At 67.5% G+C, this 18331-nt stretch carries 6 protein-coding genes, 1 tRNA gene and 2 rRNA genes; 1 reads left to right on the top strand and 8 read right to left on the bottom strand.

The features are described from left to right. Window positions 1-113: 113 nt before the first annotated feature. From TNCT6_RS07155 to TNCT6_RS07170, 4 genes are all read right to left on the bottom strand, one after another. On the bottom strand, window positions 114-956 hold the full coding sequence (locus TNCT6_RS07155) for a helix-turn-helix domain-containing protein (protein WP_141357731.1): 843 nt from the start codon (window positions 954-956) through the stop codon (window positions 114-116). Window positions 957-1234: 278 nt separating this feature from the next. After that, the gene (locus TNCT6_RS07160) at window positions 1235-3988 is read right to left on the bottom strand and encodes a DNA translocase FtsK (RefSeq protein WP_172632820.1); all 2754 of its coding nucleotides are present in this window, start codon (window positions 3986-3988) and stop codon (window positions 1235-1237) included. A 176-nt stretch (window positions 3989-4164) separates the two neighbouring features. Next, complete coding sequence (locus TNCT6_RS07165) at window positions 4165-4845, bottom strand: two-component system response regulator (protein WP_141357735.1); 681 nt, start codon at window positions 4843-4845, stop codon at window positions 4165-4167. A 291-nt stretch (window positions 4846-5136) separates the two neighbouring features. Then, window positions 5137-10644 (bottom strand): HAMP domain-containing protein, encoded by a 5508-nt coding sequence (locus TNCT6_RS07170; RefSeq protein WP_141357737.1) that lies wholly within the window; start codon window positions 10642-10644, stop codon window positions 5137-5139. A 375-nt stretch (window positions 10645-11019) separates the two neighbouring features. On the opposite strand from TNCT6_RS07170, the gene TNCT6_RS07180 reads away from it, so the two are divergent. Then, a complete protein-coding gene (locus TNCT6_RS07180; protein ID WP_141357739.1) occupies window positions 11020-13773 on the top strand; it encodes a SpoIIE family protein phosphatase in 2754 nt (917 codons plus the stop codon). A 54-nt stretch (window positions 13774-13827) separates the two neighbouring features. On the opposite strand, the gene TNCT6_RS07185 is transcribed toward TNCT6_RS07180, so the two are convergent. The 4 genes from TNCT6_RS07185 to TNCT6_RS07200 all read right to left on the bottom strand — a co-directional run bounded on the left by TNCT6_RS07185 (window position 13828) and on the right by TNCT6_RS07200 (window position 18067). Beyond that, a tRNA-Thr gene (locus TNCT6_RS07185) sits at window positions 13828-13903 on the bottom strand. Window positions 13904-13944: 41 nt separating this feature from the next. After that, window positions 13945-14625 carry a DegT/DnrJ/EryC1/StrS family aminotransferase gene (locus TNCT6_RS07190; RefSeq protein WP_253266392.1) on the bottom strand — a complete coding sequence of 227 codons (681 nt, stop codon included), beginning with the start codon at window positions 14623-14625 and terminating at the stop codon, window positions 13945-13947. 114 nt (window positions 14626-14739) lie between these two features. Beyond that, window positions 14740-14856, bottom strand: a 5S ribosomal RNA gene (gene rrf / locus TNCT6_RS07195). Between the two features lie 87 nt (window positions 14857-14943). Continuing rightward, window positions 14944-18067 (bottom strand): 23S ribosomal RNA (locus TNCT6_RS07200). Window positions 18068-18331: the final 264 nt, after the last annotated feature.

Genomic DNA, 18331 nt, shown 5'->3' on the forward strand with positions numbered 1-18331 from the left:
CTCAAGACTACTTTGTCTCTCCGACCGCCCAAGTCGACGGGGTTGGCCGATCTTGGCCAACCCCGTACTCGCCTGTCTGTCCGGCCCTTTGTGTACGGGCCGCCCGTCTACCGCTACCCGACCTGCGGGTCGCCCTTGGTGTACGTGAGGCGCTCCACGGCGCCCGGCTGGAACTGGTCCTCGATCTTCTTGCCGTTGACGTACAGCTGGATCGCGCCGGCGTCGCCGAGGATCAGGTTGATCTTGGAGCTGTCCTGGAAGGTCTTGGACTCGCCCTTCTGCAGGAGCCCGTCGAAGAGCATCCGGCCGTTGTGGTCCTTGGCCGAGATCCAGCTGCGCCCGTTGTCGGCGCTGACCTGCACGGTCACCTTGTCCTGCGGCGCGGCCGCGATGGCGCTGTCGGACGGCGCCGGTGCCGGGTGGGCGGGCTTGCTGTCCTTCGGCGTGGGCGAGGCCGACGTACCGGCCGTGGGCGTGGCGCCCTCGCCGATCTGTCCCTTGGCGCTCGTGTCGTCGCCGCCGCCCTTGACGGCCGTGAAGCCGACGAAGCCGATCACGACGACGATCGCCGCGACCATGGCCGCGGTCCAATTGGGCCCGCGCCGTTCCGGGCGGATGCGTTCCGCCTCGAACAGGGGGGCGGCCGGGGTCGGGGCGGGGCGGCCGCCGTGCTCGGCGTCGAAGCGCTCGATCAGCGGGGCCGGGTCGAGGCGCACGGCCTTCGCCAGGTTCCGGATGTGGCCGCGGGCGTAGACGTCGCCGCCGCAGGGCGCGAAGTCGTCGGCCTCGATGGCGTGCACGATGGCGACGCGGACCCGGGTGGCGCTGCTGACGTCGTCGACGGTCAGCCCGGCGGCCCTCCGCGCCTCCTTCAGGGCACGGCCGACGGAGGGGCGGGCTTCCTCGGAAACGTCTTCGAAGGGACGCTCGTCTTCAGGGGAGTTGCCGATGGACACGGGGGCGCCTTTCGAGCGTGTAGCCGCCTGTGCTGGAGGTTCAGTCTAGGGAGGTGCCAAAGGGTGAAGCGACCCGGCGGTGGACTTTGTACGCCATCGGAATGGCCGGACAATCCGATGGTGGGACAGATGTGGCGCCCAGGGCGGGACCCGCACCGGTCCTCTCGCTCAACTTGACGTACGCCCAGGCGAAACGGTTGCCCGTCGCTCGCTAACGGGTGGATCACGGTCCACGCGTCCACCCGCGGCGAGCACATCCGCCGGACGGTGTCCTCCTGCTACCCCTCAGACTCCCCACGAATCACGGCCAGCACGCCGTCCAGGTCGTCGGGCTTCACAAGAACGTCACGCGCCTTGGATCCCTCACTGGGTCCGACGACGCCGCGGGACTCCATGAGGTCCATCAGCCGCCCCGCCTTGGCGAAGCCGACGCGCAGCTTGCGCTGGAGCATGGACGTCGAGCCGAACTGCGTGGAGACGACCAGCTCGGCCGCCTGGCACAGCAGGTCGAGGTCGTCGCCGATGTCCTCGTCGATCTCCTTCTTCTGTTTGGTGCCGACGACGACGTCGTCCCGGAAGACCGGCGCCATCTGGTCCTTGCAGTGCTGGACGACCTCCTGGACCTCCGCCTCGGTCACGAACGCGCCCTGAAGACGGGTCGGCTTGCTCGCGCCCATCGGCAGGAACAGCCCGTCGCCCTTGCCGATCAGCTTCTCCGCGCCCGGCTGGTCGAGGATGACGCGCGAGTCGGCCAGCGAGGAGGTGGCGAACGCGAGCCGCGAGGGCACGTTCGCCTTGATCAGACCGGTGACCACGTCGACCGAGGGGCGCTGGGTGGCGAGCACCAGATGGATGCCGGCGGCGCGCGCGAGCTGGGTGATGCGGACGATCGCGTCCTCCACGTCGCGCGGCGCGACCATCATCAGGTCGGCGAGCTCGTCCACGATCACCAGCAGGTACGGGTACGGCTTCAGCTCCCGTTCGCTGCCCTCCGCCGCCTTGACCTTGCCGTTGCGCACGGCCTCGTTGAAGTCGTCGATGTGCCGGAACCCGTACGCCGCCAGGTCATCGTAGCGCAGATCCATCTCGCGCACGACCCACTGCAGGGCCTCGGCGGCCCGCTTGGGGTTGGTGATGATCGGCGTGATCAGGTGCGGAATGCCCTCGTACGCGGTCAGTTCGACGCGCTTGGGGTCGACGAGGACCATGCGCACGTCCTCCGGGGACGCGCGCATCATGATCGACGTGATCAGGCAGTTGATGCAGGAGGACTTGCCGGAGCCGGTGGCGCCGGCGACGAGGATGTGCGGCATCTTCGCGATGTTGGCCATCACGTAGCCGCCCTCGACGTCCTTGCCGAGCGCGACGAGCATCGGGTGGTCGTCCTCGGCGGCGGCCGCGAGGCGCAGCACGTCCCCGAGGTTCACCATCTCCCGGTCGGTGTTGGGGATCTCGATGCCGACCGCGGACTTGCCGGGGATCGGGCTGATGATCCGCACGTCCGGGCTGGCGACGGCGTACGCGATGTTCTTGGTCAGCGCGGTGATCCGCTCGACCTTCACGGCGGGCCCGAGTTCGACCTCGTAGCGCGTGACCGTCGGGCCGCGGGTGAACCCGGTGACCCGGGCGTCGACCTTGAACTCGGTGAAGACGTTGGTGAGCGAGTCGACGATGGCGTCGTTGGCCGCGCTGCGCGCCTTGCCCGGACCGCCCCGCTCGAGCAGGTCGAGGGAGGGCAGGGAGTAGGTGATGTCGCCGGACAGCTGGAGCTGCTCGGCGCGCGCCGGAAGGTCGCGGGGCTGGGGCGGCGGGGTCTTCGTGAGGTCGGGGACCCCGGACTGCTTCTGGTCGGCGGGACGCGGGGCGGGCGGGTCCTGCTGGGACCGCCCGGTCCGGCCGTCCTGGCCGGGGCGTGCGGCGGGCACGGGCGTCGGGGTGGTGCTCTCCCCGCGGTCGCCGACGCCGACGCCCTGGGTGAGGTCCGCGACGATCGGCGAGGGCGGCATGCCGTGCAGCACCGCGCCGTCGAGCGCGGCGGCGGCAGCGGCGGCGACGTCCACGGCGTCCATCCGCCGTTCCATGTCCGGCTGCGGTGCCGCCGAGCGACGGGGACGGGAACGCCGCTTGGAGAGGGCCTCCTGCTCCGCGGTGCCGGGGTCGTAGTCCTGGGGGGCGCTCGGCCGCTTGCGGGAGCGCGCGGGCAGCGCCTCGCGCCACTGCTCCTCGTAGCGCGCGTCGTCGTCGCCGTACTCGTCGGACTCCGGGTCGTGCACGATGCCGAGCCGCACCCCGAGCAGCCGCAGCCGCTGCGGGATCGCGTTGACCGGGGTCGCGGTGACGACCAGCAGGCCGAACACCGTGAGCAGCACGAGCAGCGGTACGGCGAGGACCTCGCCCACCGCGTAGGTCAGCGGCGTCGCCGCGCCCCAGCCGATGAGCCCGCCGGCGTCCCTTATCGCCTGCATGCCGTCGCTGCGGGCGGGCGAGCCGCAGGCGATGTGGACCTGCCCCAGCACGCCGATCACCAGGGCGGACAGTCCGATGACGATCCGGCCGTTGGCCTCGGGCTTCTCGGGATGCCGGATGAGGCGGACGGCGATGACCGCGACCAGGATCGGCACCAGCAGGTCCAGCCGGCCGAAGGCACCGGTCACCAGGATCTCGACCAGGTCGCCGACGGGCCCCCGCAGATCGGCCCAGGTGCCGGCGGCGACGATCAGGGCCACGGCGAGCAGCAGCAGGGCGACGCCGTCCTTGCGGTGCGCGGGGTGGAGGTTCTTGGCGCCCCGCCCCACTCCGCGGAAGACGGCGCCGACGGCGTGCGCGAGCCCGAGCCAGAGGGCGCGCACGACCCGGTACACACCTCCCGTCGGACTGGGCGCCGGCCGGGCCGCGGGTTTGCCCGCGGCCTTTTTGGCGGGCGCCTTCCTGGCGGGCGACTTCTTCGCGGCGGCCTTCTTCGCCGGAGCCGCCCCGGAAGCGGCGGCCTTCTTCGCGGGCTGCTTCTTGGCTGCGGAGGGACGTGAGGCCATGGGTGTGAGGTTACCGGTGGAGACGACAGTGGACACGTGCGCCCGTTGCTTCACCCGTTCGTGTCGGGTCCGGAGAGGAGCCGGGCTGACACGCCCTCAAGAGCCGTACATCACGGGAAGCGTGGCCCGATCCCGCCGCTCGCCGAGCGGGCCGGCCCCGCGCCTCGGATTCGGACTCAGCCCTGCGAAGGCACCGAGGACGTGCTCCCCGCACCCGGCTCCAGCGCGTCCAGGGCGCGTCGCAGGCCCGTCAGCTTGCGCTCCAGATGAGCCGCAGTGGCCACCGCCGCCGCGTCGGCGGACTCGTCGTCCAACTGCTTGGACAGGGCCTCCGCCTGCTCCTCGACGGCCGCGAGGCGGGCGGAGAGTTCGGCGAGCAGACCGGCCGACTCCTTGCCGTCGCCCACCGCGCCCTTGCCGCCGCCCTCCAACTGAAGCCGCAGCAGGGCCGCCTGCTCCTTCAGCTGGCAGTTCTTCATGTACAGATCCACGAAGACCGAGACCTTCGCGCGCAGCACCCACGGATCGAACGGCTTGGAGATGTAGTCCACCGCGCCCGCCGCGTAGCCGCGGAAGGTGTGGTGGGGGCCGTGGTTGATCGCGGTGAGGAAGATGATCGGGATGTCCCGGGTCCTCTCCCTCCGCTTGATGTGCGCGGCCGTCTCGAAGCCGTCCATACCCGGCATCTGGACGTCCAGCAGGATGACCGCGAAGTCGTCCGTGAGCAGTGCTTTGAGCGCTTCCTCCCCGGACGATGCCCGCACCAGCGTCTGATCGAGCGCGGAGAGGATGGCCTCCAGCGCCAGCAGATTCTCCGGCCGGTCATCGACCAGGAGGATCTTGGCCTTCTGCACCATGGCCCGCCCTCCTCGCCCCGGCTTGGGGCCGCCCCTGTCCGCAGGAACCGGGGAGGCACCGGCGGGTGCCGCCCCAGGGGACGACTCCCTTGCGCCGCCCGTCCTTGTGCCGGTCATCGTAGCCGCACCCCGCCCGTCGCCACACCCTGTCACCGTGATGTCACTGTGCACCTGGCAGAAACGTCGCGGGAGACCAGAAGGTTCCCCGGATTCCGCACTTCTACACGGCTTCCCGGCCTCCGAGTCGACAACGTCCCACACCCTCCGAACGTTCCGGTCACCGGTCCGTCGTCACTCCCCGCTCATCCACTGCGCCATCACGCTCAGCAGATGATCGGGGTCCACCGGCTTGGTCACGTAGTCGGAGGCGCCCGACTCGATCGCCTTCTCCCGGTCGCCCTTCATCGCCTTCGCGGTCAGCGCGATGATCGGCAGCCCCGCGAACTGCGGCATGCGCCGGATCGCCGTGGTCGTCGCATAACCGTCCATCTCGGGCATCATGATGTCCATCAGGACGACCGCCACGTCGTCGTGCTGCTCCAGCACCTCGATGCCCTCGCGCCCGTTCTCGGCGTACAGCACGGACAGGCCGTGCTGCTCCAGGACACTGGTCAGGGCGAAGACGTTGCGGATGTCGTCGTCGACGATGAGCACCTTCTCGCCGCCGAACCGGATGTCGCGGTGCCCCTGCGGGACGGTCTCCGGCTCCGCCGGGCCCGCCGACGCCACCACCCACTGGTCCTGGAACGGCCGCCCGTGCCGCGCCTGCCTGCGGTCGGCGGCGGGCAGTACCTTGCGGCGGCGCCGGAAGAGCGCGGCGGGACCGTTCTGCGTCTCCCGGTACGACTTCACCTCCGCCGGCGTCTCGACCTGCGCGTCGGCCTGCCCGGACGGGTCCGGCCCGGGGGCGGCGACCAGATCGCCGGCGTCCAGCACGGAGCCGGGCTGCTGGTAACCCTGCGGCGGCAGCTCCCCCGGGTGCAGCGGCAGATACAGGGTGAACGTCGAGCCGCGGCCCGGCTCGCTCTGCGCGTGGATCTCACCGCCGAGCAGTTGCGCGATCTCCCGGGAGATGGACAGCCCGAGTCCGGTACCGCCGTACTTGCGGCTGGTGGTGCCGTCGGCCTGCTTGAACGCCTCGAAGATCACCCGCATCTTGCTGGCCGCGATGCCGATTCCGGTGTCGGTGACGGAGAAGGCGATCATGCCCGCGTCCGGGTCGGCCAGCGAGCCGGCCTCCAGCAGCTGCTCGCGGATCGGCTGCGGAACGTCGTCCCGGGCGGGACGGATGACCAGCTCCACCGACCCGGAGTCGGTGAACTTCACCGCGTTGGACAGCAGGTTGCGCAGCACCTGGAGCAGCCGCTGCTCGTCGGTGTGCAGCGTCGCGGGCAGCTCCGGCGACACCCGTACGGACAGGTCGAGGCCCTTCTCCGCGGTCAACGGGCGGAAGGTGGCCTCCACGTAGTCGATGAGCTGGACGAGCGCGATGCGTGTCGGGGAGACGTCCATCTTGCCCGCCTCGACCTTCGACAGGTCCAGGATGTCGTTGATCAGCTGGAGCAGGTCGGAGCCCGCGCCGTGGATCGTCTCGGCGAACTCGACCTGCTTCGGGGAGAGGTTGCCCTCGGCGTTGTCGGCGAGCAGTTTGGCCAGAATCAGCAGGGAGTTGAGCGGCGTACGCAGCTCGTGCGACATGTTGGCCAGGAACTCGCTGCGATAGCGCATGGACACGGCGAGCTGTTCGGCACGCTCCTCCAGGACCTGCCGCGCCTCCTCGATCTCCGAGTTCTTCGCCTCGATGTCGCGGTTCTGCTGGGCCAGCAGCTCGGCCTTCTCCTCCAGTTCGGCGTTGGACGCCTGAAGCGCCTTCTGCCGCTGCTCCAACTCCTCGGACCGCAGACGCAGTTGCTCGGTCAGCTCCTGGGACTGCTTCAGCAGCAGCTCGGTCTTGGTGTTGACGGAGATGGTGTTGACGCTGGTGGCGATCATCTCCGCGATCTGGTTCAGGAAGTCCTTCTGGATGTGCGTGAACGGCGTGAACGAGGCCAGCTCGATGACGCCGAGCACCGTCCCCTCGAACAGCACCGGCAGCACGATCACCTGCGCGGGCGGCGCCTCACCGAGCCCGGAGGAGATCTTCAGATAGCCGCTGGGCGCGTTGTCGACGAGGATGGTCCGCTTCTCCTCCGCGGCGGTCCCGATCAGTGCCTCGCCCGGCCGGAACGACGTCGGCATCGAGCCCAGCGAGTAGCCGTAGGAACCCAGCATCCGCAGCTCGTAGGGGTCCCCGCCCTCGCCCCCGAGGTCCGTGTCGTCGGCGAGCGGCATGGCTACGAAGAAGGCACCGTGCTGTGCCGAGACCACCGGCGTCAGCTCGCTCATGATCAGCGAGGCCACGTCCTGGAGATCGCGACGGCCCTGCATCAGCGCGGAGATCCGGGCGAGGTTGCCCTTGAGCCAGTCCTGCTCCTTGTTGGCGATCGTGGTGTCGCGCAGGTTGGCGATCATCTTGTTGATGTAGTCCTGGAGCTCCTGGATCTCGCCGGAGGCATCCACGTCGATCTTCAGGTTCAGGTCGCCGCGGGTGACCGCGGTGGCCACGCGCGCGATGGCACGCACCTGCCGGGTGAGGTTACCGGCCATCTCGTTCACGGACTCGGTCAGGTCCCGCCAGGTGCCGTCGACGTCACGCACGCGTGCCTGCCCACCGAGCTGACCCTCGGTGCCCACCTCTCGGGCGACCCGGGTGACCTCCTCGGCGAAGCTGGACAGCTGGTCGACCATCGTGTTGATGGTCGTCTTCAGCTCCAGGATCTCCCCGCGCGCGTCGATGTCGATCTTCTTGGTCAGATCGCCCTTGGCGATGGCGGTGGTGACCATGGCGATGTTGCGCACCTGACCGGTCAGGTTGGACGCCATCTGGTTCACGGACTCGGTGAGGTCCTTCCAGGTGCCGGCCACTCCCGGGACGTACGCCTGGCCGCCGAGGATACCGTCCGTGCCCACCTCGCGGGCCACCTTGGTGACCTGGTCGGCGAACGAACTCAGCGTCTTCACCATGGTGTTGAACGTGTCCGCGAGCTGCGCGACCTCACCGCGCGCCTCGATGGTCACCGTCCGCGTCAGATCGCCGTTGGCGACCGCGGCCGCCACCTGGGAGATGTTGCGCACCTGCATGGTCAGGTTGTTGGCCATCAGGTTGACGTTGTCGCTGAGGTCCTTCCAGATGCCCACGGCGCCGGCCACGTGCGCCTGGCCGCCGAGGATGCCCTCCGTGCCCACCTCGCGCGCCACCCGCGTGACCTGCTCGGCGAAGGACGACAGCTGGTCCACCATCGTGTTGACGGTGGTGACGAGTTCGAGGATCTCGCCCTTGGCGTCGACGGTGATCTTCTTCGACAGGTCGCCCTTGGCGACGGCGGTCGTGACCTCGGCGATGTTGCGCACCTGGCTGGTCAGGTTGTTCGCCATGAAGTTCACGGACTGGGTGAGGTCCTTCCAGGTGCCGGAGACACCCTGGACCTCGGCCTGTCCGCCGAGGATGCCCTCCGTACCCACCTCACGGGCCACCCTCGTGACCTCCTGGGCGAACGAGGAGAGCTGGTCCACCATCGTGTTCAGGGTGTTCTTCAGCTCCAGGATCTCCCCGCGCGCGTCCACGGTGATCTTCTGCGAGAGGTCACCGCGGGCCACGGCGGTGGCGACCTGGGCGATGTTGCGCACCTGGGCGGTGAGGTTGCCGGCCATGCCGTTCACGGAGTCCGTGAGGTCCCGCCACACACCGGCGACGCCGGGCACCTGCGCCTGACCGCCCAGACGCCCCTCCGTGCCCACCTCGCGGGCGACCCGGGTGACCTGGTCGGCGAAGGCGGAGAGCTGGTCGACCATCGTGTTGATGGTGTTCTTCAGCTCCAGGATCTCCCCGCGCGCGTCGACGTCGATCTTCTGCGACAGGTCGCCGCGGGCCACGGCCGTCGTCACCTGGGCGATCTGCCGCACCTGGGAGGTGAGGTTGCCGGCCATGAAGTTGACGGAGTCGGTGAGTTCCTTCCAGGTGCCGGACACCCCGTCCACGCGGGCCTGACCGCCCAGGCGGCCCTCCGTGCCCACGTCCCGGGCCATCCGGGTCACCTGGTCGGCGAACGACGACAGCTGGTCCACCATCCTGTTCACGGTGTTCTTCAGCTGGAGCATCTCGCCGGAGACGTCCACGGTGACCTTCTGCGACAGATCCCCGTTGGCCACGGCCGTCGTCACCTGGGCGATGTTCCTCACCTGCCCGGTGAGGTTGCGGAACGCGGTGTTGACGGAGTCGGTGAGGTCCTTCCAGGTCCCCGCCGCGCCCGCCACCTGCGCCTGACCGCCCAGCTCGCCCTCGACCCCGATCTCCCGCGCCACCCGCGTGACCTCGGCACCGAACGACGACAGCTGGTCGACCATGCCGTTGACGGTGTTCTTCAGCTCCAGCATCTCGCCGGCCACGTCGACGGTGACCTTCTGCGACAGGTCGCCGCTGGCCACAGCCGTCGTCACGGTGGCGATGTCCCTCACCTGTGTGGTGAGGTTCCGGAACACCGTGTTGACGGAGTCCGTCAGGTCCTTCCAGGTGCCGGCCACCCCCGGCACGTTCGCCTGCCCGCCCAGGCGGCCCTCGGCGCCGACCTCGTTGGCCACCCGCGTGACCTCGTCCGCGAAGATGCGCAGCGTCTCGGTCATCTGGTTGATCGTGTCGGCGAGCTGCGCGACCTCGCCACGCGCCGGAACGGTCACCTTCTGCGACAGGTCGCCATTCGCCACGGCGGTGGTGACCTGGGCGATCCCGCGCACCTGCGCCGTCAGATTGCCGGCCATCAGGTTCACCGAGTCGGTGAGTTCCTTCCAGGTGCCGTCGACCCCGGGCACATGCGCCTGACCACCGAGGATGCCGTCCGTGCCCACCTCACGGGCGACCCGTGTCACCTCGGAGGAGAACGCGGAGAGCTGGTCCACCATCGTGTTGACGGTGTTCTTCAGCTCCAGCATCTCGCCGGCGACGTGGACGGTCACCTTACGTGACAGATCACCCTTGGCCACCGCCGTGGTGACCAGCGCGATGTCCCGCACCTGCGCCGTCAGCCGGGACGCCATGGTGTTGACGGAGTCCGTGAGGTCCTTCCACGATCCGGACAGACCGCGCACCCGCGCCTGCCCGCCCAGCTTGCCCTCCGTGCCCACCTCGCTGGCCACGCGCGTGACCTCGTCGGTGAACGTCGACAACTGGTCGACGAGGTTGTTGACGGTCCGTCCGACCTTCAGGAACTCACCGCGCAGCGGATGCCCGGCCCCCTCCGGCGCCTGCGTGCGCAGCTCCATGCGCGGCGACAGATCGCCCTCGGCGACCGCGGAGAGAACCCGGCCGACCTCGGAGACCGGTCGTACGAGATCGTCGACCAGCGCGTTGGAGTGGTCGATCGCGGTCGCCCAGGAGCCCTCGCAGGCGCCCGTCTCCAGCCGCTCGGTGAGTTTTCCCTCACGTCCCACCATGCGCCGCACCCGCGACAACTCGCCCGTCAGATGCAGATTACGGTCGGCCACCTCGTTGAAGACCGCCGCGATCTCCGACATCACGCCGTCCCCGGACACCGTGAGCCGCCTGCGGAAATTGCCGTCGCGCATCGACACCAGAGCCGCCAGCAGTCGGTTCAGGGAAGCCGTGTCCACCTCGGTGGTCCCGTTGCGCGTCGTGCGCCGGTTCTTCGGGGACTGTCCGCCTTTCGCGCGCGTCTTCGTGCTCCGCGTCGCTGCGCCAGACTCCACTGTGTCCCTCCCGCAGGGGTCGACCGTTACCGTCGTGCCGCGGTACGCCTGCTCGCGTACCGCTTACTGCTGCGTATTCCTGTCCGATGTAATCAGCCCACAGGAAGAGCTGCTGCCCTGGGTGCAGAGAACACACTCAGCCTGTCCGGACCTTCACCAGAAGCCTGCCCAGTGTTTCACCCCGGCCGAACCAGGCCATAACAGTTCGGCAGCTTCGCACACCCTCCGCACACCCTCGGGACGGAAACACTGGCGACCGGCATCCGCGTGGACGGCGAAGGTAAGTAACCTTGCATGGGGCTGTCCAGCCGCACCGGTCCGTCCGGCCTGGGCGGTGGCACGGGAACGAGCGGGCATCGGAGGGCGGCCGCAGACATGACCACCGGAGTGATCCCCGGGGGACAGCCCCCGGAGCCACAGCCGAACGGCCCGCAGCTGCCCGAGCAGCGGCGCGAGCCCATCGGCCACCAGGGTCTGCACGTCGACAACCGGACAAGGAGTTCTGTGATCACCGCGCGCGCGGCCGCCAGTTTCGATCCCCTGGGGCGATCGGTCGCGACCGCCCGGTCCTTCGTCCGCGACACCCTCCAGGGGTGGGGCTTCGGCGACATCGTCGACGACGCGGTGGTCCTCACCAGCGAACTGGTCACCAACGCCGTCGTCCACGCCGGAACCGCCGCCGACGTGCTGTGCCTGCGCAGCGACGACGGGGTGCGCATCGAGGTTTCCGACCGCTACCCCGAGCGCGAGCTCCCGGTGCAGAGCTCGGCGATCAACATGGGCAGCCCCGACCGCGAGGGCGGCCGCGGCCTGCAACTGTGCGCGGCCCTGGCCGGCCGCTGGGGCGTGGAGTACACGCCGACGCACAAGAAGGTCTGGTTCCAACTGGACCTGCCCGAGCGCCCGGTCGGCACCCGCGCCGCCGGCCCCTGCCTGCCCGCGGACCTTCTCCCGCTCGCCGACGGCCGGGTCCGCGTGGCCGTCGTCCAGATCGAACGCGGCGGTTCCATCAGCGCCTGGAACGAGGACGCCGAGGAACTGTTCGGCTACGCCTCCAAGCAGGTCACCGGCAGGCCGCTCACCGACCTCGCCGCCTGGCCGCACACCCCCGGCACCAGCACCGGCATCGCCGAGGCGCTCCAACTCTCCCGCTGGGAAGGCAGCTACGGCATCCGCGGCGCCCACGGCCGCGTCATCCCCGTCTACGCCTCCCACCTCCGCGTCCGCGACACCGACGGCGAACCCTCCACGGTCTGCCTGCTCGTACGGGATCACGAACGGGCCGTGCTCCAGACACCGTTGCGCCTCCCGGCGTCCGCCGACGCGGGCAGCGCCACCGAGGGCTCCAGCGCCGACCCCTTCGAGGTCTTCATCGGCTCTCCGGCCCCCGACGACCTCGACGGCCTGCTGCAACGCACGGTGGAACGCGCCCGCGACATGCTCGACGGCGACGCCGCCTTCCTCCTGCTGGCCACCGACGACGAAACGGAGTTGGAGGTCCGCGCCTCCACCGGCCTGCCCTCCGCGCGCCAGCGTTTCGCCCGTGTCCCCGTCGAGGGGGGCCCCGGCCGCTATGGTTCGGCCCGGATGCCCGCCGTCCACGACGACCTCACCGCCGTCCCGGGCGCCGTCCCCCTCCTCAACAGCACGGGCATGCGCTCGGTCGTCACCGTCCCGCTGAAGGTCGAGGGCCGCCTCACCGGCTCCCTCGGCGTCGCCGCGGAGGCACCCAGCCGGTACTCCAACGAGGAGGCGCTGCGTCTCCAGTTCGCCGCCGACCGCATCGCCCTGGCCGTCGAGTCGGCCCGACTGGGTGAACTGGAGCGGCTGCGCCGCGGCTCCCTCAGCTTCCTCGTCGAGGCCTCCGACCTGCTGGCCGGCACCCTGGACCGCGACCAGACCCTCGCTCTGATGGCCCAGATGACGGTCCCGACCCTGGCCACATGGTGCGCCGTCTACACGATCGCCGACCAGGCCTCCGACCCCTACCTGTCCTACGTCCTGCACGAGGACGAGGAACTGATCGACGGCATCAAGTCCCTGCTGTCCAAGATCGCCCCGCCGGACCCGGTTCCCACGCCGGGAGCACGCGTGTGGACCGCTCCCGGCGAGGCCGCCCACCAGGCGGCCCTGCGCAGCTCCATGCGCAGCCTCAGCCTGGGCGACTCGCACCACCACATCGGAACGATCATCGGACCGACCCTCGCCACGGCCTCCGCGGTCGGCGGCGAGACGGTCGTCCTGCCGCTGGTCGCCCGCAACCGCGTCATCGGCATGCTCACCCTCGGCAAGCCCACCGACGAGCACTTCCGCCAGGAGATCCTGGAACTGGCCGAGGACCTGAGCCGCCGCGCCGCCCTCGCCCTGGACAACGCCCGCCTGTACTCGGAGCGAACGGCCATCAGCCAGTCGCTTCAGCGCAGCCTCCTGCCGCCGGGACTCCCCGACGTCGAGGGCGTGGAGGTCGAGGTCATCTACCGCGCGGCCGGCGAGGGCAACGAGGTCGGCGGCGACTTCTACGACCTCTTCCCCATCCGCGACGGCGCCTACGGCTTCGCCATCGGCGACGTCTGCGGTACGGGCCCGGAGGCGGCCGCGGTGACCGGCCTGGCCCGGCACGCGCTCAGGCTGCTGGCCCGCGAGGGCTTCGGCGGCCCGGCGGTGCTGGAGCGCCTGAACTCCGCGATCCTCGACGAGGGCGCCCGCAGCCGCTTCCTCACGCTTCTGTACGGCGAGCTGTGGCCGCAGGAGGACGGCAGCGCCCGGCTGAAGGTGGTCTGCGCCGGCCATCCGCTGCCGCTGCGCCTGCGTCAGGACGGCACGGTGGAGCCGGCCGCCGACCCCCAGCCGCTGCTCGGCGTCATGGAGGACCTGGAGCTGTACGAGCAGACGATCACGCTGGACCCGGGCGACGTGCTGCTGTGCGTCACGGACGGCGTCACCGAGCGCCGTGAGGGCGCCCGGATGCTGGGCGACGACGGTCTCGCCGACGTGCTCACCACCTGTACGGGGCTGACGGCCGGTGCGGTGGCGGCCCGCATCATGCGCGCGGTGGAGCGCTTCGCCTCGGACGCCCCGTCCGACGACATGGCGATCCTGGCGATGCGGGTGCCGGGCCTCCAGCAGTAGGGCACCACAGGACATGGAAAAGGCCCTCACCCGATGGGTGAGGGCCTTTTCCGTTGGAGCCCCCAAACGGAATCGAACCGTTGACCTTCTCCTTACCATGGAGACGCTCTGCCGACTGAGCTATGGGGGCCTGTCAGCTTTTCGGGGTTTCCCCCGCGGCAACGGAATAGATCATACCCCGAACAGGACCGTGCTCCCAACCACGATCGGTCCGCCGAGCGCGTTGCACACCGAGACGATCCGCTGCATCTCCCGACGCGTCAACGAGGCGTCCACGGGCAGCGCGAGCGTCTCCTCGGCGGCCCGCTCGGTCTCCGGCAGGGACACGCACCGGCGGAACTCCGGCAGCCGGTGCACGGGGGTCTTCACGGGCACCCGGCAGTCAATTCCCCTGGCCCGTATGGCGCGTGCGTAGGCGTCCCGGTCCGGCCGGCCGTTCCCGGGCACCCGCACCACGTACTGCTGATAGGTGTGCCCGTCACCACCGTCGGGGGTCCGCACGCCCCGCAGCCTGGTGTCCAGATAGGCGGCCCGCTCCCTGCGCCGCGCCATCTCGTCGTACGGCGCCTCGGACTCGCCCTGCTCCAGCACCAGCAGTCCGTGCCGCCGGCCCATCTCGTGCAGCCGCCCCATGTCGGCGGACCGGCCGAAGCGGTGTACGACGACCACGGCCACCGTGCGCGAGGTCAGGGCCTGTTCGACGGTGGAGACGTCAAGGCAGTACGTCATCGGGTCTATGTCGGCGAACACCGGCAGCGCGCCCACCTGTGTCACGGCCTCGGCGACCTCCACGTTGCCGAATGCCGACACGACGACCTCGTCACCGACTCCGACGCCGGCGGCCCTGAGCAGAGCTGCGATACCCATGAGGCGGATGCTGGTTGCGCAACATGAACTTCAAGTAACGGCAAACAAAAAAGGGTTGGACCCGGAACCGAAGTTCGGGGTCCAACCCTTTCACAATTTGTTCGGCGGCGTCCTACTCTCCCACAGGGTCCCCCCTGCAGTACCATCGGCGCTGTGAGGCTTAGCTTCCGGGTTCGGAATGTAACCGGGCGTTTCCCTCACGCTATGACCACCGAAACACTATGAAACAATCAACCGGAGCCGCAGCAACGGCTACGACGGTTGTTCGTGGTTTCAGAACCAACACAGTGGACGCGAGCAACTGAGGACAAGCCCTCGGCCTATTAGTACCGGTCACCTCCACACCTCACGGTGCTTCCAGATCCGGCCTATCAACCCAGTCGTCTACTGGGAGCCTTACCCCATCAAGTGGGTGGGAGTCCTCATCTCGAAGCAGGCTTCCCGCTTAGATGCTTTCAGCGGTTATCCCTCCCGAACGTAGCCAACCAGCCATGCCCTTGGCAGAACAACTGGCACACCAGAGGTTCGTCCGTCCCGGTCCTCTCGTACTAGGGACAGCCCTTCTCAAGACTCCTACGCGCACAGCGGATAGGGACCGAACTGTCTCACGACGTTCTAAACCCAGCTCGCGTACCGCTTTAATGGGCGAACAGCCCAACCCTTGGGACCGACTCCAGCCCCAGGATGCGACGAGCCGACATCGAGGTGCCAAACCATCCCGTCGATATGGACTCTTGGGGAAGATCAGCCTGTTATCCCCGGGGTACCTTTTATCCGTTGAGCGACGGCGCTTCCACAAGCCACCGCCGGATCACTAGTCCCGACTTTCGTCCCTGCTCGACCCGTCGGTCTCACAGTCAAGCTCCCTTGTGCACTTACACTCAACACCTGATTACCAACCAGGCTGAGGGAACCTTTGGGCGCCTCCGTTACCCTTTAGGAGGCAACCGCCCCAGTTAAACTACCCATCAGACACTGTCCCTGATCCGGATCACGGACCCAGGTTAGACATCCAGCACGACCAGACTGGTATTTCAACGACGACTCCACAACCACTGGCGTGGCCGCTTCAAAGTCTCCCAGCTATCCTACACAAGCCGAACCGAACACCAATATCAAACTGTAGTAAAGGTCCCGGGGTCTTTCCGTCCTGCTGCGCGAAACGAGCATCTTTACTCGTAGTGCAATTTCACCGGGCCTATGGTTGAGACAGTCGAGAAGTCGTTACGCCATTCGTGCAGGTCGGAACTTACCCGACAAGGAATTTCGCTACCTTAGGATGGTTATAGTTACCACCGCCGTTTACTGGCGCTTAAGTTCTCAGCTTCGCCCACCCGAAAGTGAGCTAACCGGTCCCCTTAACGTTCCAGCACCGGGCAGGCGTCAGTCCGTATACATCGCCTTACGGCTTCGCACGGACCTGTGTTTTTAGTAAACAGTCGCTTCTCGCTGGTCTCTGCGGCCACCCCCAGCTCACACTGCAAGAGTGATCACCAGGCGTGGCCCCCCTTCTCCCGAAGTTACGGGGGCATTTTGCCGAGTTCCTTAACCATAGTTCACCCGAACGCCTCGGTATTCTCTACCTGACCACCTGAGTCGGTTTAGGGTACGGGCCGCCATGAAACTCGCTAGAGGCTTTTCTCGACAGCATAGGATCATCCACTTCACCACAATCGGCTCGGCATCAGGTCTCACCCTGCATGAGCGGCGGATTTACCTACCACTCGGGCTACACCCTTACCCCGGGACAACCATCGCCCGGGATGGACTACCTTCCTGCGTCACCCCATCACTCACCTACTAACCGCTTGGTTCAGCGGCTCCACCACTCCCCCTCACTCCGAAGAGATCAGGGGCGGCTTCACGGCCTTAGCATCACGATGCTCGATGTTTGACGCTTCACAGCGGGTACCGGAATATCAACCGGTTATCCATCGACTACGCCTGTCGGCCTCGCCTTAGGTCCCGACTTACCCTGGGCAGATCAGCTTGACCCAGGAACCCTTAGTCAATCGGCGCACACGTTTCTCACGTGTGAATCGCTACTCATGCCTGCATTCTCACTCGTCAACCGTCCACGACTACCTTCCAGTGCCGCTTCACCCGGCAGACGACGCTCCCCTACCCATCACAGCACCCGTTGGGGCTATACGCTGCAATGACACGACTTCGGCGGTACGCTTGAGCCCCGCTACATTGTCGGCGCGGAATCACTAGACCAGTGAGCTATTACGCACTCTTTCAAGGGTGGCTGCTTCTAAGCCAACCTCCTGGTTGTCTGTGCGACTCCACATCCTTTCCCACTTAGCGTACGCTTAGGGGCCTTAGTCGATGCTCTGGGCTGTTTCCCTCTCGACCATGGAGCTTATCCCCCACAGTCTCACTGCCGCGCTCTCACTTACCGGCATTCGGAGTTTGGCTAAGGTCAGTAACCCGGTAGGGCCCATCGCCTATCCAGTGCTCTACCTCCGGCAAGAAACACACGACGCTGCACCTAAATGCATTTCGGGGAGAACCAGCTATCACGGAGTTTGATTGGCCTTTCACCCCTAACCACAGGTCATCCCCCAGGTTTTCAACCCTGGTGGGTTCGGTCCTCCACGAAGTCTTACCTCCGCTTCAACCTGCCCATGGCTAGATCACTCCGCTTCGGGTCTTGAGCGTGCTACTGAAACGCCCTATTCGGACTCGCTTTCGCTACGGCTTCCCCACACGGGTTAACCTCGCAACACACCGCAAACTCGCAGGCTCATTCTTCAAAAGGCACGCAGTCACGAGACGAGGACAAGTCCTCGTCCGACGCTCCCACGGCTTGTAGGCACACGGTTTCAGGTACTATTTCACTCCCCTCCCGGGGTACTTTTCACCATTCCCTCACGGTACTATCCGCTATCGGTCACCAGGGAATATTTAGGCTTAGCGGGTGGTCCCGCCAGATTCACACGGGATTTCTCGGGCCCCGTGCTACTTGGGTGTCTCTCAAACGAGCCGCTGACGTTTCGACTACGGGGGTCTTACCCTCTACGCCGGACCTTTCGCATGTCCTTCGCCTACATCAACGGTTTCTGACTCGTCCTACGGCCGGCAGACCGTAGAAGAGAGATCCCACAACCCCGCATGCGCAACCCCTGCCGGGTCTCACACGCATACGGTTTGGCCTCATCCGGTTTCGCTCGCCACTACTCCCGGAATCACGGTTGTTTTCTCTTCCTGCGGGTACTGAGATGTTTCACTTCCCCGCGTTCCCTCCACTTGCCCTATGTGTTCAGACAAGGGTGACAGCCCATGACGACTGCCGGGTTTCCCCATTCGGAAACCCCCGGATCAAAGCCTGGTTGACGACTCCCCGGGGACTATCGTGGCCTCCCACGTCCTTCATCGGTTCCTGGTGCCAAGGCATCCACCGTGCGCCCTTAAAAACTTGGCCACAGATGCTCGCGTCCACTGTGCAGTTCTCAAACAACGACCAACCACCCGTCACACACCAACACTCTGGTGCTTCACCGGGGCCGGCAACCGAAGACCCGACCAGACGGCCGTGCCCTCAGACACCCAACAGCGTGCCCGGCCAGATCCCGTCCGGAGATCATGCGTTCCACGCTCCGAAGAGCAGTACTAGCAGCCTCCGACCCGAGGTCCTGACCGAATAATCAACGTTCCACCCATGAGCAACCAGCACCGGACATTCGCC

It is taken from the genome of Streptomyces sp. 6-11-2 (assembly GCF_006540305.1).
Lineage (GTDB): Bacteria > Actinomycetota > Actinomycetes > Streptomycetales > Streptomycetaceae > Streptomyces.

Coding starts and splice junctions, on each gene's coding strand:
- TNCT6_RS07160 (WP_172632820.1), bottom strand. CDS start 3,988: ATGGCCTCACGTCCCTCCGCAGCCAAGAAGCAGCCCGCGAAGAAGGCC.
- TNCT6_RS07165 (WP_141357735.1), bottom strand. CDS start 4,845: ATGGTGCAGAAGGCCAAGATCCTCCTGGTCGATGACCGGCCGGAGAAT.
- TNCT6_RS07180 (WP_141357739.1), top strand. CDS start 11,020: ATGACCACCGGAGTGATCCCCGGGGGACAGCCCCCGGAGCCACAGCCG.